The 26684-nt window shown below is 42.6% G+C and carries 23 protein-coding genes; 14 read left to right on the top strand and 9 right to left on the bottom strand.

Features of this window, described 5'->3' with window-relative positions:
* Positions 1-148 precede the first annotated feature (148 nt).
* From ACIH2S_RS13630 to ACIH2S_RS13645, 4 genes are read right to left on the bottom strand one after another with little or no spacing between them, the layout of a single operon-like run.
* Positions 149-1564 (bottom strand): DUF1116 domain-containing protein, encoded by a 1416-nt coding sequence (locus tag ACIH2S_RS13630; protein WP_036951080.1) that lies wholly within the window; start codon positions 1562-1564, stop codon positions 149-151.
* Positions 1564-3114, bottom strand: coding sequence for an acyl-CoA synthetase FdrA (gene fdrA, locus ACIH2S_RS13635; RefSeq protein ID WP_036951081.1), 1551 nt, complete (start codon positions 3112-3114; stop codon positions 1564-1566). Before fdrA ends, ACIH2S_RS13630 begins: the two co-directional genes overlap by 1 nt.
* On the bottom strand, positions 3104-4027 hold the full coding sequence (locus ACIH2S_RS13640) for a DUF2877 domain-containing protein (protein WP_349487941.1): 924 nt from the start codon (positions 4025-4027) through the stop codon (positions 3104-3106). Before ACIH2S_RS13640 ends, fdrA begins: the two co-directional genes overlap by 11 nt.
* Before the next feature lie 18 nt (positions 4028-4045).
* The gene (locus tag ACIH2S_RS13645) at positions 4046-4651 is read right to left on the bottom strand and encodes an ankyrin repeat domain-containing protein (protein ID WP_036951084.1); all 606 of its coding nucleotides are present in this window, start codon (positions 4649-4651) and stop codon (positions 4046-4048) included.
* Between the two features lie 600 nt (positions 4652-5251).
* Here ACIH2S_RS13645 and ACIH2S_RS13650 point away from each other — a divergent pair.
* On the top strand, positions 5252-6187 hold the full coding sequence (locus tag ACIH2S_RS13650; protein ID WP_036951088.1) for a LysR substrate-binding domain-containing protein: 936 nt from the start codon (positions 5252-5254) through the stop codon (positions 6185-6187).
* Here ACIH2S_RS13650 and ACIH2S_RS13655 read toward each other — a convergent pair.
* Positions 6184-7038 carry a LysR substrate-binding domain-containing protein gene (locus ACIH2S_RS13655; protein ID WP_108478253.1) on the bottom strand — a complete coding sequence of 285 codons (855 nt, stop codon included), beginning with the start codon at positions 7036-7038 and terminating at the stop codon, positions 6184-6186. The two genes, ACIH2S_RS13650 and ACIH2S_RS13655, sit on opposite strands and share 4 nt — an antisense overlap.
* A gap of 157 nt (positions 7039-7195) precedes the next feature.
* Between ACIH2S_RS13655 and ACIH2S_RS13660 the strand changes: the two genes are divergently transcribed.
* Together ACIH2S_RS13660 and ACIH2S_RS13665 are read left to right on the top strand one after the other, a co-directional pair.
* Entirely contained in the window at positions 7196-7663 is a 468-nt protein-coding gene (locus ACIH2S_RS13660; RefSeq protein ID WP_036951092.1) for a nucleoside deaminase, read from the top strand.
* A 2-nt stretch (positions 7664-7665) separates the two neighbouring features.
* A complete protein-coding gene (locus tag ACIH2S_RS13665) occupies positions 7666-8850 on the top strand; it encodes a cyanate transporter (protein WP_272533226.1) in 1185 nt (394 codons plus the stop codon).
* A gap of 43 nt (positions 8851-8893) precedes the next feature.
* On the opposite strand, the gene ACIH2S_RS13670 is transcribed toward ACIH2S_RS13665, so the two are convergent.
* Positions 8894-9334, bottom strand: a complete 441-nt coding sequence (locus ACIH2S_RS13670) for a PACE efflux transporter (protein WP_036951098.1) — start codon at positions 9332-9334, stop codon at positions 8894-8896.
* Positions 9335-9431: 97 nt separating this feature from the next.
* Here ACIH2S_RS13670 and ACIH2S_RS13675 point away from each other — a divergent pair, with 97 nt between their 5' ends.
* The 7 genes from ACIH2S_RS13675 (at position 9432) to ACIH2S_RS13705 (ending at position 16836) form a co-directional block, all read left to right on the top strand.
* Positions 9432-10316 (top strand): LysR family transcriptional regulator, encoded by an 885-nt coding sequence (locus ACIH2S_RS13675; protein WP_036951099.1) that lies wholly within the window; start codon positions 9432-9434, stop codon positions 10314-10316.
* A gap of 219 nt (positions 10317-10535) precedes the next feature.
* Entirely contained in the window at positions 10536-10727 is a 192-nt protein-coding gene (gene hemP, locus ACIH2S_RS13680) for a hemin uptake protein HemP (RefSeq protein ID WP_036951101.1), read from the top strand.
* 376 nt (positions 10728-11103) lie between these two features.
* Positions 11104-13125 carry a TonB-dependent hemoglobin/transferrin/lactoferrin family receptor gene (locus ACIH2S_RS13685; RefSeq protein ID WP_154600028.1) on the top strand — a complete coding sequence of 674 codons (2022 nt, stop codon included), beginning with the start codon at positions 11104-11106 and terminating at the stop codon, positions 13123-13125.
* A 43-nt stretch (positions 13126-13168) separates the two neighbouring features.
* The gene (locus ACIH2S_RS13690) at positions 13169-14218 is read left to right on the top strand and encodes a hemin-degrading factor (protein ID WP_036951104.1); all 1050 of its coding nucleotides are present in this window, start codon (positions 13169-13171) and stop codon (positions 14216-14218) included.
* A gap of 15 nt (positions 14219-14233) precedes the next feature.
* The gene (locus tag ACIH2S_RS13695) at positions 14234-15055 is read left to right on the top strand and encodes a heme/hemin ABC transporter substrate-binding protein (protein ID WP_430247599.1); all 822 of its coding nucleotides are present in this window, start codon (positions 14234-14236) and stop codon (positions 15053-15055) included.
* A complete protein-coding gene (locus ACIH2S_RS13700; RefSeq protein ID WP_036951108.1) occupies positions 15052-16053 on the top strand; it encodes a FecCD family ABC transporter permease in 1002 nt (333 codons plus the stop codon). The genes ACIH2S_RS13695 and ACIH2S_RS13700 overlap by 4 nt, the downstream gene beginning before the upstream one ends.
* 3 nt (positions 16054-16056) lie before the next feature.
* On the top strand, positions 16057-16836 hold the full coding sequence (locus ACIH2S_RS13705) for a heme ABC transporter ATP-binding protein (protein ID WP_349487942.1): 780 nt from the start codon (positions 16057-16059) through the stop codon (positions 16834-16836).
* A 90-nt stretch (positions 16837-16926) separates the two neighbouring features.
* Here ACIH2S_RS13705 and ACIH2S_RS13710 read toward each other — a convergent pair whose 3' ends face one another.
* Positions 16927-17844, bottom strand: a complete 918-nt coding sequence (locus tag ACIH2S_RS13710; protein ID WP_036951111.1) for a bestrophin family protein — start codon at positions 17842-17844, stop codon at positions 16927-16929.
* A 503-nt stretch (positions 17845-18347) separates the two neighbouring features.
* On the opposite strand from ACIH2S_RS13710, the gene ACIH2S_RS13715 reads away from it, so the two are divergent.
* A complete protein-coding gene (locus tag ACIH2S_RS13715; protein ID WP_036951112.1) occupies positions 18348-19289 on the top strand; it encodes an ATP-grasp fold amidoligase family protein in 942 nt (313 codons plus the stop codon).
* A 77-nt stretch (positions 19290-19366) separates the two neighbouring features.
* Here the strand turns inward: ACIH2S_RS13715 and ACIH2S_RS13720 are convergent, their stop codons facing one another.
* On the bottom strand, positions 19367-20509 hold the full coding sequence (locus ACIH2S_RS13720; RefSeq protein WP_036951232.1) for an MFS transporter: 1143 nt from the start codon (positions 20507-20509) through the stop codon (positions 19367-19369).
* Positions 20510-21169: 660 nt separating this feature from the next.
* On the bottom strand, positions 21170-22747 hold the full coding sequence (gene prpR, locus ACIH2S_RS13725; RefSeq protein ID WP_430247601.1) for a propionate catabolism operon regulatory protein PrpR: 1578 nt from the start codon (positions 22745-22747) through the stop codon (positions 21170-21172).
* A 294-nt stretch (positions 22748-23041) separates the two neighbouring features.
* Here prpR and prpB point away from each other — a divergent pair, with 294 nt between their 5' ends.
* The 3 genes from prpB (at position 23042) to ACIH2S_RS13740 (ending at position 26630) form a co-directional block, all read left to right on the top strand.
* A complete protein-coding gene (gene prpB / locus ACIH2S_RS13730; RefSeq protein WP_154600030.1) occupies positions 23042-23932 on the top strand; it encodes a methylisocitrate lyase in 891 nt (296 codons plus the stop codon).
* A 74-nt stretch (positions 23933-24006) separates the two neighbouring features.
* Positions 24007-25161 carry a bifunctional 2-methylcitrate synthase/citrate synthase gene (prpC, locus tag ACIH2S_RS13735; RefSeq protein WP_108478260.1) on the top strand — a complete coding sequence of 385 codons (1155 nt, stop codon included), beginning with the start codon at positions 24007-24009 and terminating at the stop codon, positions 25159-25161.
* 14 nt (positions 25162-25175) lie between these two features.
* Positions 25176-26630, top strand: coding sequence for a bifunctional 2-methylcitrate dehydratase/aconitate hydratase (locus ACIH2S_RS13740; protein WP_321146661.1), 1455 nt, complete (start codon positions 25176-25178; stop codon positions 26628-26630).
* The last annotated feature ends 54 nt before the right edge of the window (positions 26631-26684 follow it).

A 26684-nucleotide genomic window follows, 5' to 3' on the forward strand; every position in this document is an offset into this window, starting at 1 on the left:
CTCCCATTCCCCTCACACCTTAGCAGCACGTTGTTGACGGTCTATCTCTTATGCCACTGAATAATTCAGGGAATGCGTTGCTTTATTTTTATCGCCCGACCGAAGCCGGGCATTATTTTTTGCTTAGTGAGTTTTGGGCTCAATACCACTATGCATAGTGTTTCGCGTAAGAAAGCATCGCTTTTTCGAAGCAATCAAACGGAGGATGTACAATCCCTGCCCCAATCATTCCAATACCTGCATCTTTATGCGCAATCGCCGTGTTAATCACCGGAAGAATGCCACTAGCTGCAACTTTCGTGATATCAATCGCTGTCGGAATTCCCATGAAACCTAGCAATGGAATGGTGACGTTCGGGTTCTCACCAAGGGTGATTTCACGCATTTGGCGAGAGAAATCCACCGCTTCTTCAACGGTTCCCCCAACGAGCGCCACGATAGCCGGTGCTGTTGCCATCGCAAATCCACCAATCCCGTAAGTTTCTGTGATAGCCGAGTCACCAATATCTAAACCTGAATCTTCCGGTTTATAACCCGCGAACATTGGACCAATAACTTGCTGAGAAGGACCTGTAAACCACTGCCCCGGTAACCCGCTAATGCGTAAACCAAACTCATAACCATTACGTGCCATGGTAGTCACGACAGTACTGTATTCAATGCCGTGCGCCGCATCCATTGAGGCTTTACACATTGCCATCCATGTAGGACCCGAGAAATAGTCGCTACTTGCCACGAAATCAAACACTTCTTTTTGCTGTGCAACCGTAAAATTGGTTTGAATAATTCCCGTGGTCAGCGCTTGGATCAGCAATGTTGTTCCCGCATTGTTACGGTTATGGCATTCATCACCCATATGTAACGCTTGTGCCAACATTAAGCGCAGGTCGATTTCACCGACGATTTTCATGGCGTCACGCAGCATTGGACCCAGCACATCACGCATCCAATTCAAGCGGTCAATAACGCTTTGGTCATTGGCACCCATGCGCAAGATTTTTGCCATCTGCTCACTCAAGTTAGTGAATGCGCGGTTGCCGTAAGTTTTGTTTTCGACAATGTGCATAAACATCGATGCCGATGTCACGCCCGCCATTGACCCTACGCAATCATGTTCATGGCATGGGGAAAAGATAATTTCACCCGAAGCTGCAACACGTTCCGCATCCGCTAAGTCTTTCGCCAATCCTTCAAAAACTAAAGCACCTGTCACCGCGCCTTTCATCGCGCCACACATATCTTTCCATGCCACTGGTGGACCGGCATGTAGAATGGTGTTTTTCGTCATGCCCGGTACCACATTAATGGCTTGGTCATAACCCACGAGCACAGGCTGGGACTGAATAATACGCTCAAGCGCTTGTGCGTTCGCCACTGCAATTTTTTCTTGTAACGCCGCGTTGCCTTCAATTTGGTCAAGCGCGCGGATCACAGCAACGTTACCTTGCCCCGGCGGCGTCCAATTCAGCTGAGTCACCGGAACGTGCTGTTTTTTCAGATCATCACTGAACATCTCAATGCCGATATTGATAACGTTCAATGGTTGTTTAAATAATGAAGTCATTACGCTTTCTCCCCTTTCCAGACAAACTCACGTCCTAATAAACCTGTATTGGTACTGCTACTCGCCCAAATCACACCTGCGTCAGTGAGCATCTTGACCTGTGCATCCATCGATGGCGTATCTTGGTCAGTACCCAACACATAGCCAAGGATCACCAGTTCACGTCCTTCTTGTTTCGCTATCGCTTTTGCTGTTTTGATAGCGTCAATCATCACGCCGACCGGATCTTCATGAGAGCCAAAGCCAAGCACGAAATCCATCATGATCACACCAACTTCCGGGTCACGAGCTTCTTGCAGTAAACGCTCTATTCGGTTTGTTGGATCAATCATTGGGTGTGGCTTACCATTGGTAAAATCATCATCACCAAAGTCGAGGAAGGTATGGGCGACACTTTTATTGATATCTTTCAGACGGTAGTCAGGGTTAGGTTGAATATTGCTGTAGACGTCATCGTATTTTTCCAGCGCTGCAAACATGGCTTCATCACACAATGTGCCGCCACAGAAAAGACCACGAATGTATTTTTGTTCCGGTTTAAGTAACGCTCTAACTTCATCAATTAAAGGTAAGTTGAGAGGATGAAGGTCTAAATCCTCTTTACGAATACCTGTCAGTAAAACCGCTTTCAGAGCAGCTTCTTTGGTGCCTTGGGCAAAGGTTAAGCCGGGTTTATCATCCGGTAACGGTTGACTTCCTAAGAAACAAACCACCACTGGCTTATGGCATTTTTCAGCTTGTTCTAACACTTTTTTGGCAACCATAGGTGCTGGTGGCTTAGAAATGAGTGCAATGACTTGGGTTTCATCATCCGCATCCAGCATTTTGAGTGCATCAATCATCATGATGCCGCCAATTTTTTCACTTAGGTCACGACCACCCGTACCGATTAGCTGAGAAACTCCAGCACCAAATTCATGGATTCGCACGCTCAGTTCTTGGCTCCCCGTACCGGATGCCCCAATAATTCCGATACTACCGCGACGAACATTGTTACCAAAACACAAGGCTGTCCCATTGATGATCGCTGTCCCGCAGTCTGGTCCCATCATCAACAACCCTTTTTGGCTCGCCAACTGTTTCAGTGCCAGCTCATCGTCTATCGAGACGTTATCGGAGAACAGCATCACGTTGAGATCATTTTCCAGTGCAATACGCGCTTCACGAGCCGCAAATTGCCCATTAACCGAAATAACCGCTAAGTTGGCATCAGGAATGTGCGTTTTTGCAGAGTTGATTGTGGCGTATTTGGCTTCATGCTGCCCACCGCCTTGATTTTTCTTATTAAACAGCTCTTCGATAGCAATCAATGTCGCATCATTGGCTTCATCGCTAGATCCTTTAATCACTATCATTAAATCGCCGTTTTTGGCTTCTTCTAATTCTGGTGTTAATAAACCTAAGTTTCTTAATACGCCTTTATTCATTTCTGTTGCCATTGCCACAAAGGCTTGCTCAACATTTTCAAGTTGGTTGGCTTTGGTGGAAATAGACATCAATGACACGGAATCAAAATAGGTATTCTTTTTTATGACCACTTTAGTCGACATGTGTTTCTCCGAAATAATGAGTCAGAAACAGCGCATCGCGAATGCCAAATAGCATGTCGCAACCTGAACTAGACCCGATATTTAAAATCTCTAAAATTTGTGGATAAATATTTGTTTCTCGCCCATCAACTAAACATTGGATCAGTTGATGCATATTTTCGCGATACTCTTGGTTTAATGCTTTTTCTAACGTGATGGCACTGATGGGTGTTGTATTCGCCTTGCTTTGAGAAATCCCTTGATAAAAGCTCGGATAGCAGGAATTCGCAGGGTGATGTTTCAACAACAAAAAAGCCATTAGTCCCACTAAATAATCATCTCCCGAAGGTGTTAACCCAATTCCTAACCCAACAAACTGGCTCACAATATGAGTTAATGCTTGGTACCGTTTATTGATTAATAAATTAATTAAGCTAGAGCGTAATTCATTTAATTTTTTTGATGATTCAAGATAAAAACAATTATCCCCTTGGTAGTTAAACAGAGAGTGTGTTTTATCATTTAAAATAGAATCAATTTCGTTAATTTTAGACTGAAGAAAATAACGGTACTTTTCTTCTGTTAATTTTTCATTAATAAAATAAACCGTTGGTGGGTTCCATTTCTTACATAATAAAAATGAAATAGTATATTTCTCACTAATATGGATTTCATTATTTAAAATATAAACAGAATCCCCCGCAGTAATATTTAATGGTGAAAAATCCTTATTAATAATTCGGCAGCTATTAGGAGCATTATCCGTTTGCGAGCCAAGCAAGGTATAAAGTTGATTATCAATTGAAAAATTAATGGCTTTATTAAAAACCTGCTCTATATTCCCTGTTAATGATGGCTGATGCAAAAGATGCAAGAAATGTGCATCAGCCGTTAATCCATAAATGCTTTGCCGCTGAGATTGGTGTCTGTTCACAATCCCCCTTATGGGTGGTTACGCACCCGCTGCAATCAGTAACTCAGCAATTTCGTGATAGCCTTTTTCCTGTGCCAGCTCTAACGGCTTTTTACCGTATTTATCTGTCATATGTGGGTTGGCACCATGATCTAACAGCATTTTTACGATTTGCTGCTGTTTTACGCCACCATCATTCAGCACAATCGCTTCTAGCAACGGAGTCCAGCCGACAAAGTTGGTGTGATTAACATTAATGTCCGTGTTTTCCAGTAATTCACGCACAATTTCCACATGCCCTTTTTCACTCGCTGGCGTGATCCCAACACCACCAAAACGGGTTAGTAAATCTAAATTAGGCTTAGCAGGTAATACTAAACGTAATAATGTTAAATCATTATTTAGGCAACTTAATAAAAATGGGTTAAAACACGTTTGGTCTTGTTTATTAATATCAGCACCCGCATGAATAAGAAAATCAACGCACTCATAGTGCTGATTTAAACTGGCATTCACAATAGCAGTGCGACCTTGTCGATTGGTACTATTAATATCAACACCTTTTTCAAGGCAATTTTTTAAAATAGCTAATTGACCTTGTTCTGCTGCTTTAAGAAAATCTTGAACGAGTGTGTTTTCTGTCATAATGCTCTCCACATTTAGCTATTTAAATTTCCTGATAGCCAAATTAAATATGAATTAAAGATTATTTAGCATGGTTAGAGCATAACAATTGCCATTAATAAATAGAATCCATTTAAATTTAATTCATCAATCTGCCACCTTATTATTGATTTAAATTCAACAATCGAGCATTTTTGTGCGTGAAAGCATCCTTCACTGACCTTTATCGATGTTTTTTCGTCTATTTTATATGCAATTTGACCAAATAATTTTGTTAATCTTTTTGCCAATTTTTTCTTTCTTCAATTTTGTGACAGCCATCAAATCAAAGGTTTTAGAATTGTTAATATTGTGATTTTTTTGTTTATGAACTCGATATCCCCTAATGGCTATTTTTTCATTTAATTCAATAATATTAATTAGTTTGAATGTAAACATGCGTTTCATTAGTTGCTTTTTTGAGTGACATAAATTAAATACTATTTATTGTACAGAATAGATAAATATCCCCGAAGAGGGCTATTAAAAACAATCGATAAAAAGCCTGTTTTTTAAGCTATTGAATTGTATTCACAGAAAACGTTATTTAGGCTAATTTTCACGCACTTTGGGACACGACACATGAACTCTATTTTTACTGAAGAAAATTTATTGACCTATACCACCGCGGCTAAATTTGCCAGTTTCAGTAAAGCAGCCGAAGAACTTGGGATTACCACCTCCGCGGTGAGCTACACCATAAAACGTATCGAAACTTATTTAGATGTCGCACTGTTTATTCGCGATACCCGTAATATTGAACTGACCGAAGCGGGATACTATTTTTATCGCAAAGCCACAGACCTTCTGAATAATTTTCATCTCATCAAAAAAAGTATCGACTCCATTGAACAAGGGATTGAAGCCCGTGTTCGCATCTGTATCAATCAGTTGATCTACACCCCTTACCATACGGCGAAGTTGCTACAAATCTTGAAAAAGCAATTTGGTACCTGCCAGATCACTGTGACCACAGAAGTGTATAACGGTGTTTGGGATGCCATTATCAATAACCATGCGGATATTGCGATTGGGGCGCCGGGTACACTCATGGATGGCGGCGGGATTGATTACACAGAAATTGGTGCCATACACTGGCAGTTTGCCATAGCATCTAGCCACCCTTTAGCCTTAATGCCTGAGCCAATTGCCGAAAGCCAGCTTCGCCTCTACCCAAATATCATGGTGGAAGATACGGCGCATACCATCAATAAACGTGTTGGATGGCTACTGCACGGGCAAGAGGCGATTCAAGTGCCTGATTTCAACACCAAATGTCAGTGCCAAATTTTAGGTGAAGGGATCGGATTCCTACCCGACTATATGGTCAAAGAACATGTAAAAACCGGAGTCCTAGTCACTAAGCAAATACAAAACCCAAGGCAGGATTCTCACATGTTATTAGCTACTCAACACTCTGCGACAGGGCTAGTCACCCAATGGATCAGAAAAGAGTTTATGGCAAATGGGATCTTAACGGAACTTTACAGTGATTTGCTCAAGCCCATTGCCAATTAACGCGGTTCTAATTGATGAGCTAACTGCTCCGCCAATACCGAAACCATCTCCGATGATTCTTTGTGAAAATGCATCGCCAGTTCCATCTCTTGGGCAGGAGGGAAACCCTCTTCTGCTGTCAAGATTCGATGCTGGGATAATTTCGCACGTACGGGTAACAGGCTAACGCCTAATCCGTCGGTAATCGCACTTTGGATACCTGCCAGACTAGTGCAAGTATAAGTAATGTGCCAAGGGCGTTGTTCATTATCTAACAACCTAAACATATCATTCCGGTACAGCCCATTCTCTGGAAAAACAATCAGAGGAACAGAATCTGTGGGAAGAACATGTTGCTGGCGACTCGCTAGCCAGCAAAGAGGCTCTGACCAATGATAATCACTATGAAACTCCCCTTTTCGTTGTTTCACAATGATCAAATCCAACTCACCATGTTGATAGCGTTGCTGTAGTTGGCGACTCAACCCGCTAGTCACCTCTAATCGGACATTAGGATGCGCTTGCATAAATGCCGCCAATGTTGGTGTCACTAATCCCGACGTCAAATCTTCAGGAAACCCTAATCGCAGAGTTTGAATAATCGCATTGCCTGTTATTTTCATAAAAAACGTATCGTTAAGTGCCAGAATATTTTTCGCGTACCCAAGCAACACTTCCCCTGTTTCTGTCAGGGTTAACATCCGATGCCCCCTTACAAACAACGGCTGTCCAATAAGACTTTCTAATCGCTGAACTTGCTGACTTAACGTCGATTGCGTTGAATTTAATTGTTGTGAAGCCACCGTAAAATTTCCCGTTTCTGCGACGGTAACGAATGTTTTCAATAATACAAAATTAAGCAACGAATTCATTTTTTTAATACCTGAGATTTAATTATTTAATTTTTAAATATCACAGTTTTTGATTAGATTGAAGGGAACAACGCATTTGATGGACATTACTGAAATGACACCATGTCAACTCATCAGTAATCTTATTAGAATACTCGATAAATCAGGAGCACAAACCATGCTCGATAAACAATTTTTACAACATGCAATCACCCTCGCCGCTGACAATGTTGCCGCAGGTGGGCGTCCATTTGGTGCAGTGGTCGTCAAAAATGAGCAAATTATTGCCACTGGCGTGAATCAAATGTTGGAGCGACACGACCCTACCGCACACGCTGAATTACTCGCATTACGCCAAGCAGGAGAGGTGCTAAATAGCGTCAGACTCGATGATTGCACCGTTTATGCTAGCGGTCAGCCTTGTCCTATGTGCCTTGCTGCGATCCGCATGTCTGGCATTAAACGTGTTGTTTATGCCTATTCGAACCAAGATGCTGAACCTTTTGGATTATCAACAGAGGCGATAGCTGAGGCATTAAGAGTCTCTCCTGACCAACAAAGTGGTTTGCAATTTATCCAATTAAAACCGAAGGATGAGACGCAATCCATGCTGTATCAAACTTGGTGGCAACAGCATCACGCGTAAACATGAAAAAACCACTTTCTGCCTCTTTTGGCTTGATTCTGACGATTGCCCTTGTCGGTATTAATTTACGCCCCTTTATGACAGGACCTGGGCCAGTCATCGAAAATATCATTAAAACCACCGGAATGAGCTACCAGAGCGTTTCACTGTTAACGCTGATCCCCATGTTACTCATGGGTTTTGGAGCTTTGGTCGTCCCCGCATTAAATCAAAAATTAGGTGATAAGTGGGGTATCAGCCTCGCGATGCTACTGCTGCTGATAGGCTCTTTCTGCCGATTATTTGTTTCTGATGCGAACGCACTGTTAATGACCGCATTTTTGTGTGGAATGGGAGCGGCTTATATTCAAGCGGTTTTCCCCGGTTTGATAAAATTTTCGTTTCCACAAAAAATGGCCGCCATGACGGGATTATATTCAGCTACCTTGATGGTCGGTGGCGCGCTGGGAGCGCAATTAACACCGCTAATTACCCACCTTTCAGGGAATTGGCAAAGTGGGCTAGCATGGCTTGCATTTCCAGCACTGATCGCCCTGATTGCCGTCTTCATGAATATTCGCTCTTCGAACACGAAAAATACGCCAGCTCAGCTGAGTGTATTAACTTATCTTAAGCTGCCCAGAGCATGGCTATTAATGGCGGGATTTGGTTTAGTGAATGCGGGTTATGCAACTGCCGTGACATGGCTGGCACCTTTCTTTCAACAACAAGGATTTAGTGCTACAGAAAGCGGTTCTCTGGTGGCGATTTTAACCGTTTTTCAAGCTGCTGCGGCACTGATGATCCCGGTATTAGCATCCCATAATATTGACCGTCGCTTTTGGCTCACTGTCACGCTGGTGAGCCAAGCATTGGGATTTGCCGGGTTAATCCTGTTTCCTAATACACTACCGTTGCTGTGGGTAGGTCTGCTGGGCTGCGGACTGGGTGGCTGCTTCGCCTTAACCATTATTACCTCTTTAGATCATATCCCTCATCCTGCTAGCGCGGGGATCCTGACTGCCTTAATGCAAGCAGGCGGTTTTATCATCGCCGCTTTTGGACCTTTGGTTGCGGCAGCATTACAGCAATTTAGTCACAGTTTTACCCCTGTTTGGTTGCTGCATTGTGTCCTAGTTATGATGACATTACTGCTATTTTTGCGTTTAAATCCTAAAAGATATCACCAGATTTTTAGCGTGAAATAAGCTTAGTTACCAAGGAGATGGCCTCATTGCCATCTCCTTCACGCTACGCAGTGGTTTTTTCTTGCGCCAATGCAGATTTTGGTAACCCAAAAATTTTGTCAAATGCCCAGTTAAAGAAAAAAGTATAAATCGGGATAAAGATAATCAGGGCAAAATCTAAAATAAGTGCCTGCCAGAGCGATATTGATAACCACCATGCAATCAATGGGATCAAAAATACCACCAGCGTTAGCTGGAATAACACCGCATGAGCAAAACGACGTCTAAACGTTCTAATCCTTGATTTCTGCTTTGATTCCCAATATTCAAATACCACATTGAAAATAAAATTCCATGTCACCGCAATCGTGGTGATCACCAGTGCTAAAGGTCCTGTGGTTCCCGCGGAATTCCCCGAAAGAAAAGCCAGTGCCAACGATGAAATCATCCAGCCAATAACTTCGTAGCTCGTAATAAAAACCACTTTACGTTTAATACCTTGCATTTTTTATCTCATATTCTGTTTGCCGAAGGCTGGTAAATTAAATCAATATTAATGATAATAAAAGTCAGCTACTATCAACAAAACTGAAAGGTCTAAGATGCCATTTAATAGTGAAAACCTGATGATTTTCTTAACTGTGCTCGATAAAGGCTCTTTTTCCGCAGCGGCAAGAGCACTTCATCGAGTCCCTTCCGCGATTAGCATGGCAATTGCCAACCTTGAAGCAGAGCTTGGTTTTTCGCTGTTTGAGCGCCATACGCGAGAACCCAAACCTACGGAACAAGCGCTTTCCCTCGCCCCCTATGCACGAAATATTGTGGATAACTTACGTCAGTTGAATGTTTTCTCACGAGAACTCACTCAGGGGGTGGAGAGTACACTCACAATCGGGGTCGCCGAAGGGGTTAATCCCAATGTGTTAGTTGATACATTGCACGCTCTGAGCCAACGTTATCCGTTGATGCATGTGGAGCTGATCACCGCTCCTCAAGATGATATTTTGCCACTATTGCACAGTGAGCGCGTTCAATTGGCTATCGCTTTTGGTGGGTTATATGTCAATGCTCAGGAACAGTTCGAATGTATTGGTTATGAATCATTAACAGCGACCATCAGCGCCGATTATCCCTCTAATAAACCGAATAATGCGCTGTATATCGAAGATCTTGTTCAAACACGCCAGATTATTGTCGCTAGCCCTCACCACCCTATCAGTGATTTCCGCTCTATTGTTTCTAGCCATTATTGGCGTACGGATAGCTTCACGATGGCGTTAGAATTAGTTAAAAAAGGGATGGGTTGGGGAAATTTACCGGCTTCATTAATCAAAACTGATTTAGAGGCAGGTTTACTCAAGCGTTTAGAATTTAAAAACACCCCGAATGGCTTAGTACTTCCTGTCCATGTGGTCTGTTTAAAAGGTCAAGTACTCAAACGCGGCGCCCAAGAGTGTATCGAGCTTTTAAAAACAAATATGTACTAACAAATCTCAGTAATTTCAGGATCGGCTCAATCCCCCTCCAAAAGTTAGGTAAATCCCCATTTACATCATAAAGGTAGCCCGTATCCGCGATACGGCTCTTTTGTTGGTAAACAGTGTTTGTTGATCAATTGTGAAAATCACTTGATATTGCCAATGCTTTTAAAGATAATAATTATCAATATCATTCTTATTGACAACAAAATTTCTGTGGTGAACAACATGACCAAGCCACTTTCTGACATTATTGAAGAAACCACAAAATCAACCTCACTGACTGATTTTGCTGCTAAAAATGGGCTTATTGAAAGCCAAAAATTATTAGGTGCATCAGGCAAAATTGCCATTGAACACCGCGGTGAAATTTATCAATTGCGCCAAACTCGCACAGGTAAATTAATTCTGACCAAATAGTTTTTAGTCTTCACAACGCAGTTTGCTTTAAAAGTACTGTTTGTTTCAAAAATACAATTAGCTTTAAAAACACAATATATCTCGCAAGCCACCTAAGTCGTCATACTAGGCAGCCAGCTTAACTCTATACATCAGGACACAGTTTCTTATGGTGTTTATTACGGGCTTTGCTGCTGTAAATCTGGATAACCTCAAGGCGAACTTTCGAACCCTATCATCACTTGTTGGGTTCAAATACCCCTTTTCCCCTATTCCGTTGAAAGCGTCTTTGTCTCAACACCCTATAAACACGCCATAACGCTCTGATGATAAGTCAGTTTTTAACGGTGCATCGCACTCATCAAAGAGTTAACAATTTTTAGGGAGTATCACCTGTATGTCTCAAGTATTACGCTTATCTGTGCTGGCGAGTGCCTTGCTGCCTCTAATGGCAACCGCACAGACTGAAAAATCTCCAACTAACAATAACCATTTAACTAACAGTCACCACGATGTGATGACTGTTTATGCCACGGGTAATGAGCGAGATAGCTTTAATACGCCGATGATGGTTACCGTCATTAAAAATGATTCACCAGAAACCAAAACAGCCAATAATGCTAACGATATTTTGCGGAAAGTGCCGGGCATTGCACTGACAGGAACTAGCCGTACTAACGGTCAAGATATCAGCATGCGCGGATTTGACCGTCGTGGAATTTTGACGTTAGTCGATGGCGTTCGCCAAGGTACGGATACTGGGCACATTAACGGAACATTTCTTGATCCCGCGCTTATCAAACAAGTGGAAATCATTCGCGGTCCATCAGCGCTTTTATATGGCAGCGGCGCGATGGGTGGCGTGATTGCTTGGGAAACCGTGAATGCGAAAGATTTACTGCGTGAAGGTCAAAGCCAAGGTTTCCGCGTTTTCACTCAAGGCGCTACCGGGGATCACAGCTTTGGCTTTGGCGGCTCCGCTTTTGGTAAAACCGATGACTTTGACGGGCTATTCAGCTTTGTGACGAAAGAAAGCGGTGATGTTCGTCTTGGCGGCGGCGAGAAAATGGATAACAAAGAAACCATTGCCAATATGCTCGGTAAAGGCACATGGCAACTGGATGATGCGCAAACCCTGTCGGGACAAATTCGTTATTACAATAATGATGCTTATGAGCCAAAAGACCCGCAACAGCTCGCCACCAGCAACGATAATAAGAAGGTTAACCGCACAACGCGTCAGCGTGACTTGCAAGCAACCTATCAGTTAAATCCAGACGATAATTCATGGCTCAATTTAAAAGCGACTCCGTATTACTCTGATGTGAATATCACCTCCAAAGGGAAAGAGTCTAACTACGAAGGGCGCAGCCAAAAAACGTATGGTATCAAATTGGATAACCGCTCCGATATCTATGAGTTACCACTCGCTGCACACAACTTTACCTACGGTACTGAAGCGTATCGTCAAAAACAGACCCCTTACGCTGGAACCACTCAGTTCCCTGATGCAGAGATCACCTTTGCGGCTGGCTTTATTCAGGATGAGATTACCTTAAAAGATTTGCCTGTTTCCTTCATTTTGGGAACTCGCTATGACAACTACAAGTCCACCGCCAAGGGCAATAAAGATGTCAAAGAAGATCAATGGTCATCAAAAGCGGCAGTGAGCATCACCCCAACCGATTGGTCAATGCTGTTTGCGTCATACTCTGAAGCTTTCCGTGCTCCAACAATGATGGAAATGTACAACGATTCCCTGCATTTCCAACAAGGCCCAATGACTAACTACTGGCGCCCTAATCCAGACTTAAAACCTGAGTCCACGCGTACTGCAGAATATGGTTTTGGTTTACGTTTTGATGACTTACTTATGGCTCGCGATAACCTGCGCTTCAAAGCCAGCTATTTCGATACAAAAGCCAAAGATTATATTGATACTCATGTCAATTTTGACCGCTTTAACCTGAAAAATAACTACACCACATCCATCAATACCAAGCGTGCCAAAATTTGGGGAACGGATGTGTCATTGGATTACACCACCGACTACTTTGCGTGGGGTCTAGCTTATAACCACACCGTCGGCGTCAATGAATATACAGGCAAAGCCATTGAATCCATTAAACCGGATTCACTCACCAGTAACCTCTCCATTCCAGTTGCAGACAGCGGTTTCTCTGTGGGCTGGTTAGGTGAGTTCACTACTCATACCGATTTCGATAAAACATCCAAATTGAAGCAACAACCGGGCTACGCCGTTCATGATTTCTATCTAAATTATCAAGGAGATGGAAGTCTTAAAGGGTTAGATACCAGTGTTGTTTTAGGAAATGCTTTTGACAAAGAGTATTACTCCTCTCAGGGGATTCCCCAAGATGGTCGTAATGCTAAGCTGCTCGTCAGCTTCCAATGGTAATTCACACTATATTGGTAATTCACACTACATAAAGGAGAAACCTGTGAATTCAGCACTTTTCGAACGTTATCAACAAGCCAAAGCAGATAATAAAGCTAGGTATGCGAGAGACCTCGCTGCTTATCTGAATGTTTCTGAAGGGGAATTACTGCATAGCCGCGTTGGGCGCGATAAGGCTAAACGCCTGAGCATTGATGCGCCAACGTTATTAACTGCTTTGGAGGCTGTCGGTCCAGTCAAGGCTATTACCCGTAATGAGTATGTGGTCCATGAGCAAGTCGGGCGCTATGAGAATGCTAAATTTAGCCCTCACGGTGGTTTAATTCTTAATCCACGCGCACTGGATTTGCGTATGTTTTTCTCTCATTGGGACAGCATTTTTACGCTCTCTGAAGAGGCTAAACGAGGTGAGCGTCATAGTATCCAATTCTTTGATAAACATGGCGATGCACTGCACAAAGTGTATACCACCGATGAAACCGATATGGATGCATGGAATGCGCTTATCGAAAAATACGTAACCACCGAAAACCCACTATTATCCGTTGAAAAAGTGCAGCCACACCACGCTCAGCCAATTAGCGATGAGCTAAAACAACAGCTTGACCAAGAGTGGCGCAATATGACGGATGTTCACCAATTTTTCATCTTATTGAAGAAAAATAACTTAAGCCGTCAACAAGTGTTCCGCGCTGTCAGTGATGATTTAGCTTGGCAGGTGCCAAATGATTCATTCAATCAGCTGGTTAATACAGCTTTCGCTGATCAAAACGAAATTATGATTTTCGTAGGTAACCGTGGATGTGTGCAAATTTTCACAGGCAAAATCAAACGCTTGATGCCACACCAAACTGAAGGTTCTGACATCAAATGGCTGAATATTTTCAACCCTGATTTCACGCTGCATATGATTGAAAATGGTGTTGCAGAGTGTTGGGTCACTCGTAAACCAACGGAAGATGGTTTTGTGACAAGCCTGGAAGTGTTTGATGACCAAGGCAATCAAATCGCACAAATGTACGGACAACGCACTGAAGGGACGCCAGAGCAAGAACACTGGCGCCAGCAAGTCATGTCCCTGCCAAGAATCTAACACAGGTATTTGACGATGAAACAATGGCTTCTAATGGTAATCACACTGGCAACCTCATTGGTTGCCCATGGCGCTGACCGTTTAGTGACACTCGGTGGCGATGTAACTGAAATTGTCTATGCGCTCGGCGCACAAGATAGTCTGGTTGGGCGCGACAGTAGCAGTTTACATCCCGAGCAAGCAACTAAGTTGCCCGATGTCGGCTATATGCGAACACTGAACCCAGAAGGCGTGCTCTCTTTGCGTCCAACGTTGGTGCTCGCCAGTGAGCTTTCCCAACCTTCAATTTCATTAACCCAAATAGAAAAAAGCGGCGTTAAAGTGATTAAAGTGACAGGAAAACCGAAATTAGAAGCCATTCCTGAGAAAATCACCACTATCGCGCAGGCAGTGGGATTACCCGAAAAAGGGAAAATATTAGTCGAACAATTTAATGCCGAGCTACTCGCCATCCCCACTAGCCCTCTGAATAAAAAAGTGGTTTTCTTAATGAGCCATGGTGGAATACAACCGATGGCAGCTGGGCAAAAAACGGCAGCCGATAGCATGATCAAGGCCGTTGGTGCACAAAATGCCATGCAAAACTTCTCTAGCTATCGTCCGCTATCTCAAGAAGGTCTTATTTACAGCCAGCCAGACATCGTCGTGATCTCTGAGCAAGGTGTGAAATCCTTAGGTGGCGTTGACAAAGTTTGGGAATTACCGGGGTTAGCACTCACTCCTGCAGGAAAAAATCGTGCTCTTTTAGTCGTGGATGATACTGGTATGTTGAGCTTCAGCTTAAGCACCCCCAAAGTCATGCAGCAGTTAAGAGAGGCGTTAGAAAAAAGCGAATGAGCCGTTTTAAGCACCCTTTATTTAAAATTTTGATGTTATTGGTGTTACTGGGAGCAGTCACTTTGGCTGCCTCTACCGCTGGTGCAATTAACTTACCGTTAAAAGTGCTTTGGTTTGCACCATCCACCGATCCTGACTGGCAAATTTGGCTCACCATTCGTCTACCAAGAGTGTTACTCGCCATTTTAGTGGGATTGGCTTTAGCGGTTTCCGGTGGGATGATGCAAGGGTTATTTCGCAACCCTCTCGCTGACCCCAGTTTATTAGGGGTAAGCAGTGGTGCCGCATTGTGTGTGGCAGCATTCATCATTTTACCGTTCTCCTTACCCACATTAATGCTCAATTACGGTCATCTTGGCGCAGCATTCGTTGGCAGCTTAGCGGTTTCACTGATCATTTTTAGCCTCAATCGTATGTCTAATGGCAATTTGGCACGGCTGCTATTAGCAGGAATTGCCATCAATGCCCTATGTATGTCACTAATTGGGGTACTGAGCTATATGAGTAATGACCAACAGTTACGCACATTTAGCTTGTGGATGATGGGGTCATTAGGCAATGTGAATTGGACATCGCTAGCGATTGCCGCCAGTGTGATTATCCCCACTTGCTTACTCTGCTTTTGGCAAGGCAATACATTGAATATTCTGCAATTAGGGGATGAAGATGCACACTATTTAGGGATAAATGTTGAACGCAGTAAGTTTGTTTTATTATTCCTAAGCGCCCTATTAATTGGCTGCGCCGTTGCTATGAGTGGTGTGATTGGCTTTATCGGGCTCGTTGTTCCTCACTTAATACGTATGACATTGGGACCCGATCATCGTTGGCTTATTCCTGGTTCTGCCATTGTGGGTGCTTGCTTACTCTTAGTTGCCGATACCCTTGCTCGCACTTTAGCCGTTCCCGCAGAAATCCCCGTGGGCTTATTAACGGGTTTGATTGGCGGACCTTACTTTTTATGGCTAATACTGCGCCAACCTGCCGGAAGGATCTAACCGATGCCCAATTTACTCGATGCTAAAAACCTCAGTTATCGTATTAATAATCGAACATTAATCGATGATATCAGTTTGTCTATACAGCAAAATCAAATGGTGGTGATTATTGGTCCTAATGGTGCGGGAAAATCCAGTTTATTGAAATTGCTCACAGGCTACACCTCCCCCTCTCAAGGTGAGTGCCAGCTAGAAGGTCGCCCATTACCTGAATGGGAACCTCAAAGCCTCGCTAAAAAACGTGCCGTGATGAAACAGCATAGCCATTTACAGTTTGCGTTCAGTGTTGAGGATGTTGTGGCGATGGGAAGAACTCCTTATGGTTCTGAACATAAGCAACGAGCCATTGATATTGCTATGGAGCAAACCCACTGCACCCCACTACGCCATCACGATTATCGCCAATTATCCGGTGGTGAACAGCAGCGTGTTCAGCTTGCGCGAGTGTTAGCTCAATTATGGCAACCGGAACCAACACCAGCCTGTTTATTCCTTGATGAGCCTACTTCTGCCCTTGATTTATACCATCAACAGCACAGTTTGCGGCTATTACATCAGCTTACCCGTGAAAGACCGCTAGGCGTTTGTTGTGTGTTGCATGATTTGAACCTCACCGCACTCTATGCCGATAAAGTGTATCTTATTCATCAAGGGAAATTAGTTGTGGCTGGAACACCACAAGAAGTGTTAACTACCAAGAATTTAACCCAGTGGTATCAAGCGGATTTAGGGGTACAGCCGCATCCGGAAACGGCAACCCCTCATGTGTATCTACGCCATTAATGGCTAGCCGCGGTCTATTTTTCATAGCCAATATTATGTAGCTCAATATTACATAGCTCAATATTGCATAGTGAAAGCCGCGGCTTAGAATCATAATAAATTGAAGTATTTATTTGGCTTCGGTGGTGGTGGTAACTGCTTAGCATCAATCATATCAAGAGCATTGCGTTCAAGCCCGTTACATAATGCATTCAGTGGCAAGCTGTTGTCCAGCACATCGAATGGGTCTTCCAATTGTTCCGCTAATGCATCCCACGCCAAGAACGTATAGGAAACAAACACTGAAACCAAAGGCGTCATGTAATGTAAATCCCCCACTAACGCAAACGGTAATAATGTACAAAATAAATAGACCGTACGTTGCAGGATCAATGTATAAGCGAAGGGGATCGGCGTATTCGAAATACGTTCACAGCCGCCTAAAACTTCAGATAACCCGTTCACATCTTTATTGATAGACTGAAACAGCACATCGCTGATCAGATTGTTATCTCGCAATGCCCCGACACTCAAACCAATATGCATAAGAATTCGGCTGGTGGGAAAAGGGCTTCTAATAACATCTAAAAAAACATCTCGCGGCAATAAACGATACAAATCTATATTTGGGTTAGTACGTCTAAGTTCGTGATTTAAGCTCCAACTAAACGCAATCAACAAATTAGCAAATGTGCGATGCGCTTCAGGATCATTCGGCAATAATCCTTTTATGTTTCTTAAAATATTACGTTGGTTGGTTAATATTGCGCCCCAAAGCGTTCTTGCTTCAACTAAGCGGCTGTAGCAGGCGTTATTACGGAACCCCAAAAAGATAGCTATTGCTATCCCTAATAAGCTAAATGGGGCTATTGTCAGATGGATCCCTAATTGCTCGTACCATTGATAGATTAAAATAGCGACAATGGACATCATAATATTAAGCGATAATCTAAAGGTGATTTTAGACAGCACGGAACCGTGCCAGTCGAACAACCTAAAGAACCAGTGTTGATGCGGGCGAATGACCATAAATTAATAATAATTGAAAGGATAGTTATGTGTGATGATTATCACATAAATTATTTTGGCAATCCATATTTTGATGATCTCATCAGTTTACTCATCTTAAGCTAAATAGTTTAGTAATAAACTATTTAATTGTTTATCTATTCTATCATCTATTTATTATTTTTCATTTTTTAAGATTTCAGGTATTGACTCAGATTAATTTATAATTAATTTAACCTAGGCAATACTAGCATTTGAAATGCTTATTTAATTTAAAATTAATAACCAAGTAAATTAAACAATTTATATACAGCACGCAAATATAATCAATTGATTAATTTTTGGTTATATTTTGATTAAATATCAAATAGCTAGCATTGTATTAAGTTAAATTCTTAAGGAACTCTTAATATTAGCGTCAATATTACCGTTATCATTTAATCATCATTTAAAAAATGATTAATATAATTCCAATTATAAAAAAATTAATAAAATTTTAATTTATTAAGAATGGTTGTTTGTTTATGAAAAAAACAGAATATTTTCTAAAAAAATTCCGTGCGCTAATCATGAGTGACAAAAGTTATCTCACGAATAAATTTATTAAAAAATTAGGGTATTACCCTAACTTTAATGCGCCGAAAAGCTTTAATGAAAAAGTGAATTTCCGTATGATCCATGACCGAAATCCACTGCATAGTCAATTCGCCGATAAACTCGCGGTGCGTGACTATGTTACGCAGACTATCGGGCAAGAACATATCGTTCCTATTCTCGCCACTTATCAACATGTGGATGAAATTGATATTACGAAACTGCCCCAGCGCTTTGTATTGAAATGCACCCACGACAGCGGCAGCAGTATTATTTGCACCGATAAATCACAGTTTGATTTACAAAAAGCCAAAGACAAGCTGTCATTCCATTTACTCAAAAATCTCTATTACATTACTCGTGAACGCCATTATAAAAATATTCCTGCGCAGATTATTTGCGAGGAATATATCGATTTGTTTGAGCAGAAAAAGAGAAAGCTAGTACCCGAAACCTGCCGCATTCATTGTTTCTCGGGTAAACCCGTTTACGCAGAAATCGATTATACCGACGAAGATGGCACCGAGTTTATCAACCTTTATGATACGGAATGGCAATTGCAGCCGGTCAGTTTTGGTTATCCTCAAATGCTAGAACCGGTCAGTGAACCAACACAATTTAGAGAGATGCTAAGATTAGCTGAAATTTTAGTGACGCCATTCGATTATTGCCGAGCTGACTTTTTAATGGCAGAAAACAAACTCTATTTTAGTGAACTTACCTTCGCACCCAATGCGGGACGTACCGTGATCAGCCCACTCTCTTGGGACTTTAAACTTGGAGAGTTATGGGAGCAGAAAATCACAACGCCAAACATGCTTCATTCACGCAAACCTGAGCTCGTACTCGCCAACCTCAATAAGAAAAAATAGCCATAAAAAAACGCGCTACTCATTCAAGATAGCGCGTTTTTTTTCATTACTAGTGGCGAGCAATTTATCAAGCACGGTCAGTTTGCCAATACACTTGCCTTACGACGTAAACTTGCAATCAGCATATAAATTGCCGTCACTAACAGCACAATAAAGAAGAAATTCGTTAACCCGCTATGTTGTTCTAACATTGTTCCCGCTGCGATAGGTCCCATCGCAGAGCCTACACTATAACTAAATAACATCACTTGGGTCGCTGCCACAATAAATGACGAATCCAAGTTATCACACGCTAAAGTGATCGCTATCGGATACAAGGCAAATGATGACATTCCCAGCAGGGCGAGCGCTACAATCATCACCACATAATCTGATGAGATGTAAATCATGCCCATCGCAAAAACACCTAATAATGAAACCATAGCTAATAATAAGGTTTTGCTCATCATTACTGACAATTTACTGATCACTGGCTGAATTAACATGCCACCCAAAATAATGGATGCCATCAAAACACCAACTTGATCCGTCGTAAAATTATCTTTTTTCAGGGATAGCGGCATTAGCCCATAAATGGTTCCCATCACGATACCGGATACCATGCAGCCCATAATGGCTGGCTTACTTAAACGAGTGATCTGCTTAAATGATAATTTTTGATGCAAGCCACTTGCTGGTTGCCCTTGGCGTACCAATAAAGGCGGTAAAACTGCCACTAGCAGTAAGCCGAGTACCACAATAAAAGGAACAACGCCCTGAGTACCAATCACACCAATAGCAAGCTGCCCGAGTGTTGTTCCCCCATATAATGAGGTCATATAGAAACTCAGTCGTTTTGCTCGCTCTTTTGGGTTATCGCCAATCAGTAACCAAGATTCCACCACGACAAAAATTCCTGCTACCGCAATACCTGCAATTAAACGGTTTGGTAGCCAAGCTTCAATTGTCGGTGTCCATGGCAGTAAAACAACCGTTGCTGCCAACATTAATAAGAAACTAATAAAGGAGAGACGGTGACCAATTTTTGCGATCACAGGCTCAATCATCATTGAGCCAATTAATAAACCAATATAGTAGGCACTCGCTAACCAGCCTGCATATTGCGTATCAATGTCAAAGCTACCCATTGATAACGGGATCAAGCTCATCAAGTAACCTGAAGCAATAGCAAATAGTGTTAAGCCTGCAACAGGTACAAAGGTATTGTCGCCTTTACGCATTAACATGGTGGACATTTTCACGTCCTACTCTCCAAAAATAAGATAAATATTGTGCGCTGCAGACGTCGATAATCACGGCAAAATCATTCATAAAAATGAATATATTTTAGCGACTGGTGCAGTGATGAAATTAAATAGATGAGGCTAATTTGAGCGCAATATAGATCTTTCAAGACCGGAATGACAATGAGAAAAACTAATGATGACTAGTAAATTTATTTATGTGAGAAAAATCACGTTTTTTTATGCAGTAAAACCCCCTAGAAAATCGCCATAAAAACAAACAATTAATTTAATATCAATATCATAAAAAGAAAACCGAAAAATCCCTATCGTTACTTTTTGAAACAAAACTTCCCACTTCTATCCTCTCTTTCAAAATATATTTATCACTTTTCTTAAAAAGAAATCTATTCAAAACTATTTTTGCTAATTAATTAGCCTCAGGCTTATCAATATACTTAATTAGTGGTATTTATTACTCAAACACCCATTTTTATAAATTATTATTATCTTGTTTTAATAATTGCCCTCTAACTTCGAGTTGTCTTCTAACTAGTTTTTGCTGTGGCAAGGCGGTAAGCATCAGTTAGCCTGGGGAGCATACATAAGTATGTGACTCAGGTAACTTATGCGAAACCAACACAGCCACAGTGAAAACTAGGACGAAGACAAGCGTCGCCATAAAGTTGTCCGACTGATACCGAGAAACTCCGCCACCGCCTTACGATCCCCATTAAGCCTTGCCATCACTTCCTCTAGCGTCTCGGTTCCTTCCTGCGTCTTTGCCGGATTTACCTTTGTTTTCCTTTCTGGCGATAGCATCTTGAGCATGTCTGGATTGATGCTTTTATCCGCATAGGCACTACAATAGAGCGCGACACGCTCCATTAAGTTACGTAATTCTCGTACATTGCCTGGCCATGAATAGGAGAGAAAAAAGTCTCGACAACTGAGAAGTTGCTTAACTCTAAAGGCTGGAAGAGGCAGTTGTAATCCGGCAAAAGCAAGTTTCAATAATCGTTCTGCAAGCGTGAAAATATCCTCATTACGCTCTGATAATGCGGGAACTTTCATGCGAAGAACACCTAGGCGATAGAAAAGATCGCCACGGAATTTGCCTTGCGCTACCCATTCATCAAGGTCGCAGTGGGTCGCACAGATAACACGAACGTTAACCTGTAGCGGTCGATACCCTCCTACTCGTACCACGGAACGCTCTTCTAACACCCGCAATAACCGAGTTTGTAACGCTATTGGCATCTCGCCGATTTCATCAAGAAAAAGGGTTCCCCCATTCGCTAGTTCAAACAACCCTGCTCGACCGCCTCTACGCGAGCCAGTAAATGCGCCTTCTTCGTAACCAAACAGTTCCGCTTCCAGTAATGTTTCAGGAATGGCACCACAGTTGACGGCCACAAATGGCATTTGCTGTTTACTGCGTTTTTGCTGATTAAACAAACTGTATTCGTGATGAATAGCTTGGGCCACCATCTCTTTCCCCGTGCCACTTTCACCTTGTATTAACACCGTGGCATCTGAACGGGCATACAACATAATGGTTTGACGAACTCGCTCCATTGCAGGCGACAAACCAATCAGATCATTAATCGTGTGTCTAACTTTTGCTGTATTCAGCTGAGGATAACGTGATTGCTCAGTCACATGGCGATGGGACATTCTGCTGAGCTCAATCGCATCAGAAAAGGCTTGTCGAATGGTCTGTGTCGAGTAGATAAAAATCCCTGTCATACCCATTTCTTCAGCAAGATCGGTAATTAATCCCGCTCCCACAATGACTTTTACCCCCATGGCTTTTAGTGCTTTTAGTTGTGCTCGAGCATCTTCGGCAGTGACATAGCTGCGCTGTTCAATCTGTAATCCAAAATTATGTTGAAACTGCTCTAATGCAGGGATAATTTTTTGATAACTAATAATGCCAACTTTATCGCTAATTTCCCGAGCCTTCGCTAATGCTTGCATCACATCAAAGCCGTTAATATTCACAATAATAACGGGAACCGAAACATGACTTTTTAAATATGCCCCATTAGAGCCTGCGCTGATAATCGCGTCACAATGCCCCTCCTTTAAACGGCGTCGAACTTCTTCCGCGGCTTGCTCAAAACCGATATTCAGTGGAGTGATGTCAGCTTGTGCACTAAATTCAGGGCTAATATCACGAAATAGCGTGTAAAGACGAGATACTGACACCGTCCAAATAATGGGTTTATCCATTGTTCTCCTCCACAGGGTTTACTTCTACGCGGGGTTTGCTTCGCGCTGTGATGTTTCACTTTTGTTTCATGAAACAATATATCGACTCAATGAAACATGCTAACCAATTGGTTAAAAAATGGCTTTCTTGTCACATAAAAATAAAAGCTTTTATCTTATTGATATTTAAAACTTAATAATAACCTCACGCTTTCCTTCTGAACTGGCACGTCAATTGCTACCTAACTATAGTTAGTAAAAGTCATATCGTTAGTAAAAGTCATTTACACATGATTAACCAACTCCGAGGTGTTTATGTCTAGCCGTTCCGCAGGTCAAAAATTTCGAGATGCCGTTAACAGCGAATCCCCTCTTCAATTGGTCGGTACTATCAATGCAAACCATGCTCTTCTTGCTCAACAAGCTGGCTATAAAGCCATTTATTTGTCTGGCGGCGGCGTGGCGGCTGGTTCATTAGGGATCCCAGATTTAGGCATTTCTACACTGGATGATGTGCTGATTGATATTCGTCGCATTACTGATGTCTGTGATTTACCGTTAATGGTGGATGCGGATATTGGTTTTGGTCCTTCCGCATTTAACGTAGCCCGTACCGTCAAGTCGATGGTGAAAGCGGGTGCTGCTGGGCTGCACTTGGAAGACCAAGTTGGCGCGAAACGTTGTGGTCATCGCCCTAATAAAGAAATTGTGTCCACTCAAGAAATGGTTGACCGAATCAAAGCTGCTGTCGATGCAAGAACAGATGAAAATTTTGTCATCATGGCACGCACTGATGCGCTGGCCGTTGAAGGGCTTGAGGCAGCTTTAGAGCGAGCAAGTGCTTACATCGAGGCGGGTGCCGATATGCTGTTTCCCGAAGCGATTACTGAGTTAGGCATGTATCAGCAATTTACTCAACATACGCAAGTGCCTGTATTAGCTAACTTAACTGAATTTGGTCAAACTCCGCTGTTTACTTTAGATGAGTTACGAAGTGTCGGCATTGCCATCGCCTTGTATCCACTTTCCGCTTTTCGTGCCATGAATAAAGCCGCTGAGCAGGTATATAACACCTTACGCCAGCAAGGCACCCAGAAAAATGTCGTGTCACTTATGCAGACTCGTGAAGAGCTCTATAAATCCATTAATTACTATCAGTATGAAGAAAAACTGGATGCGTTATTTTCACAAAATAAAAAACGCTAATTTCTTTTCTTGCAGCACATAAACCGTGAATCGAGCAAGTTGTAATCTCTTCTGCCCCCTACAAGGAATCAATGATGAATGAGCAACTTAAAAGTACTGGTTTCAAACCCAAAAAATCAGTCGCCTTATCAGGCGTAACCGCTGGCAATACGGCACTTTGTACCGTAGGTCGAAATGGTAATGACCTCCACTATCGGGGCTATGATATCCACGATTTAGCCACTCAGTGTGAATATGAAGAAGTCGCCTATTTACTTATCCACGATAAACTCCCTAACCGCACTGAATTGTCAGCGTACAAAGAAAAACTTAAACCTCTAAGGGGTTTGCCGACAAATGTAAAGCAAACATTAGAGTCCATCCCTGCCAATACGCATCCGATGGATGTCATTCGCACTGGCGTTTCGATGATGGGCTGTGTATTACCAGAAAAAGATGTGCATACCGTCGCTGGCGCTAAAGATATTGCCGACCGATTACTTGCATCTCTGGGTTCCATTTTGCTGTATTGGTACCACTTTAGCCACCATGGTCGCCGTATTGAAACCATGACTGATGATGACTCCATTGGCGCCCATTTTTTGCATCTGTTACACGGTAAAAAACCGTCTGCTCAGTGGGAAAAATTCATGCATATTGCCTCTATTTTATATGCAGAACATGAGTTTAACGCCTCAACATTTGCAGCTCGTGTGATTGCTGGAACGGGCACCGATTTTTACTCAGCAATTACAGGTGCCATTGCGGCGTTAAGGGGACCGAAGCATGGTGGCGCCAATGAAGTTTCATTAGAAATTCAGCAACGCTATGCCTCTATTGAGGAGGCGGAACAAGACATCGTGGCTCGAATTAAAAACTCAGAAGTTATTATTGGCTTTGGTCACCCCGTTTATACCTTGGCTGATCCCCGCCATCCAATCATCAAATCCGTCGCCTTACAGCTTTCAGAACAAAGTATGAATCGGCATTTGTACACCATTGCAGATCATATTGAATCCGTTATGAAACGTGAAAAAAACATGTTTCCTAATCTAGATTGGTTCTCTGCGGTGGTTTATCACTTAATGGGCGTTCCTACGGCAATGTACACCCCATTGTTTGCCATCGCACGGATTGCGGGATGGTCAGCTCATGTGATTGAACAACGCCAAGATAATAAAATTATTCGTCCTTCAGCAAACTACACTGGCCCAGAAAATAAACTCTTTGTTCCCATTGAACAGCGCTAATTAAGGTAAAAATAATGACCACGCAAACTCAAATGACCCCACATGTTCAATTTGATAAAGTGATGACGGATATTGTCGATTATGTTATTGATTTTCCTATCACTTCAACGTTAGCTTACGATACCGCCTATTACTGTTTACTGGACACACTAGGCTGTGGAATGGAATCACTTGAATATCCGGCTTGCAAAAAGTTATTAGGCCCTATCGTCCCTGGTACACACGTCCCAAATGGCACAAAAGTTCCCGGAACACAATTTCAATTAGACCCTGTTCAAGCTGCATTTAATATTGGAACCTTATGCCGCTGGTTAGACTTCAACGACACTTGGCTAGCCGCGGAATGGGGACACCCTTCCGATAACCTAGGTGGTATTTTAGCCACCGCGGATTGGCTTTCTCGTGAAAATCTCGCTAGAGGCAAAAAGCCGTTAGTGATCCGAGACGTCCTCACAGCCATGATCAAAGCTCATGAAATTCAAGGCTGTATCGCTCTCGAAAACGCGTTTAATAAAGTCGGTCTTGACCATGTCATTCTGGTCAAAGTGGCATCAACCGCCGTCGTGGCTCAAATGCTAGGACTCTCCCGTGAGCAAATTCTCAATGCTGTTTCCCTTGCATGGGTTGATGGTCATAGCTTACGTACCTATCGACACACTCCAAACACAGGCTCCCGCAAGTCATGGGCAGCAGGTGATGCCACCTCGCGCGCAGTTCGCTTGGCACTCATGGCGCAAAAAGGAGAAATGGGCTATCCAACTGCATTAACTGCCAAAACATGGGGCTTTTATGACTCTCTGTTCCGTGGTCAGCCGTTTAAATTCCAGCGACCTTATGGCTCTTATGTAATGGAAAATGTATTGTTCAAAATTTCTTTTCCGGCAGAATTTCACGCTCAAACCGCAGTTGAAGCCGCTTTACAATTGCATGAACAACTTAGTTCAATGGGAAAAACCGCTGACGATATCGAGTCTATATCAATTCGTACCCATGAAGCTTGTGTGCGCATTATTGATAAACAAGGACCATTACAGAACCCGGCAGACCGCGATCATTGCATTCAATATATGGTAGCAATTACGCTTATTTTTGGTCGCCTTACCGCATCTGACTATGAGGATAGTATCGCTCAAGATAGCCGAATTGATACGCTGCGTGCCAAAATGCATTGTCATGAAGACCCTGAGTTTACACAGGATTATCATGATCCTGACAAGCGCTCTATCACCAACGGTCTGACTATCACATTAAAAGATGGGCAAACCTTGAGTGAAGTCGTTATCGAATACCCTGTTGGTCACAAACGCCGTCGTCCAGAAGGTATGCCTCTATTACTTAAAAAGTTCAGAACCAACTTAGCGCGTCAATTCCCAGAAGCTCAACAACTGAGAATTTTATCTGCATCATTGGACAAGCCATTGTTTGAGAATATGCCTGTTAATGAATTTCTCGATTTATGGGTGATTTAGTTTTGTTATTTTTTTTGATTTACAGACAGTCAAAGGCTCCGCTCCATCGAATAC

Source organism: Providencia lanzhouensis (genome assembly GCF_050469745.1).
GTDB lineage: Bacteria > Pseudomonadota > Gammaproteobacteria > Enterobacterales > Enterobacteriaceae > Providencia > Providencia lanzhouensis.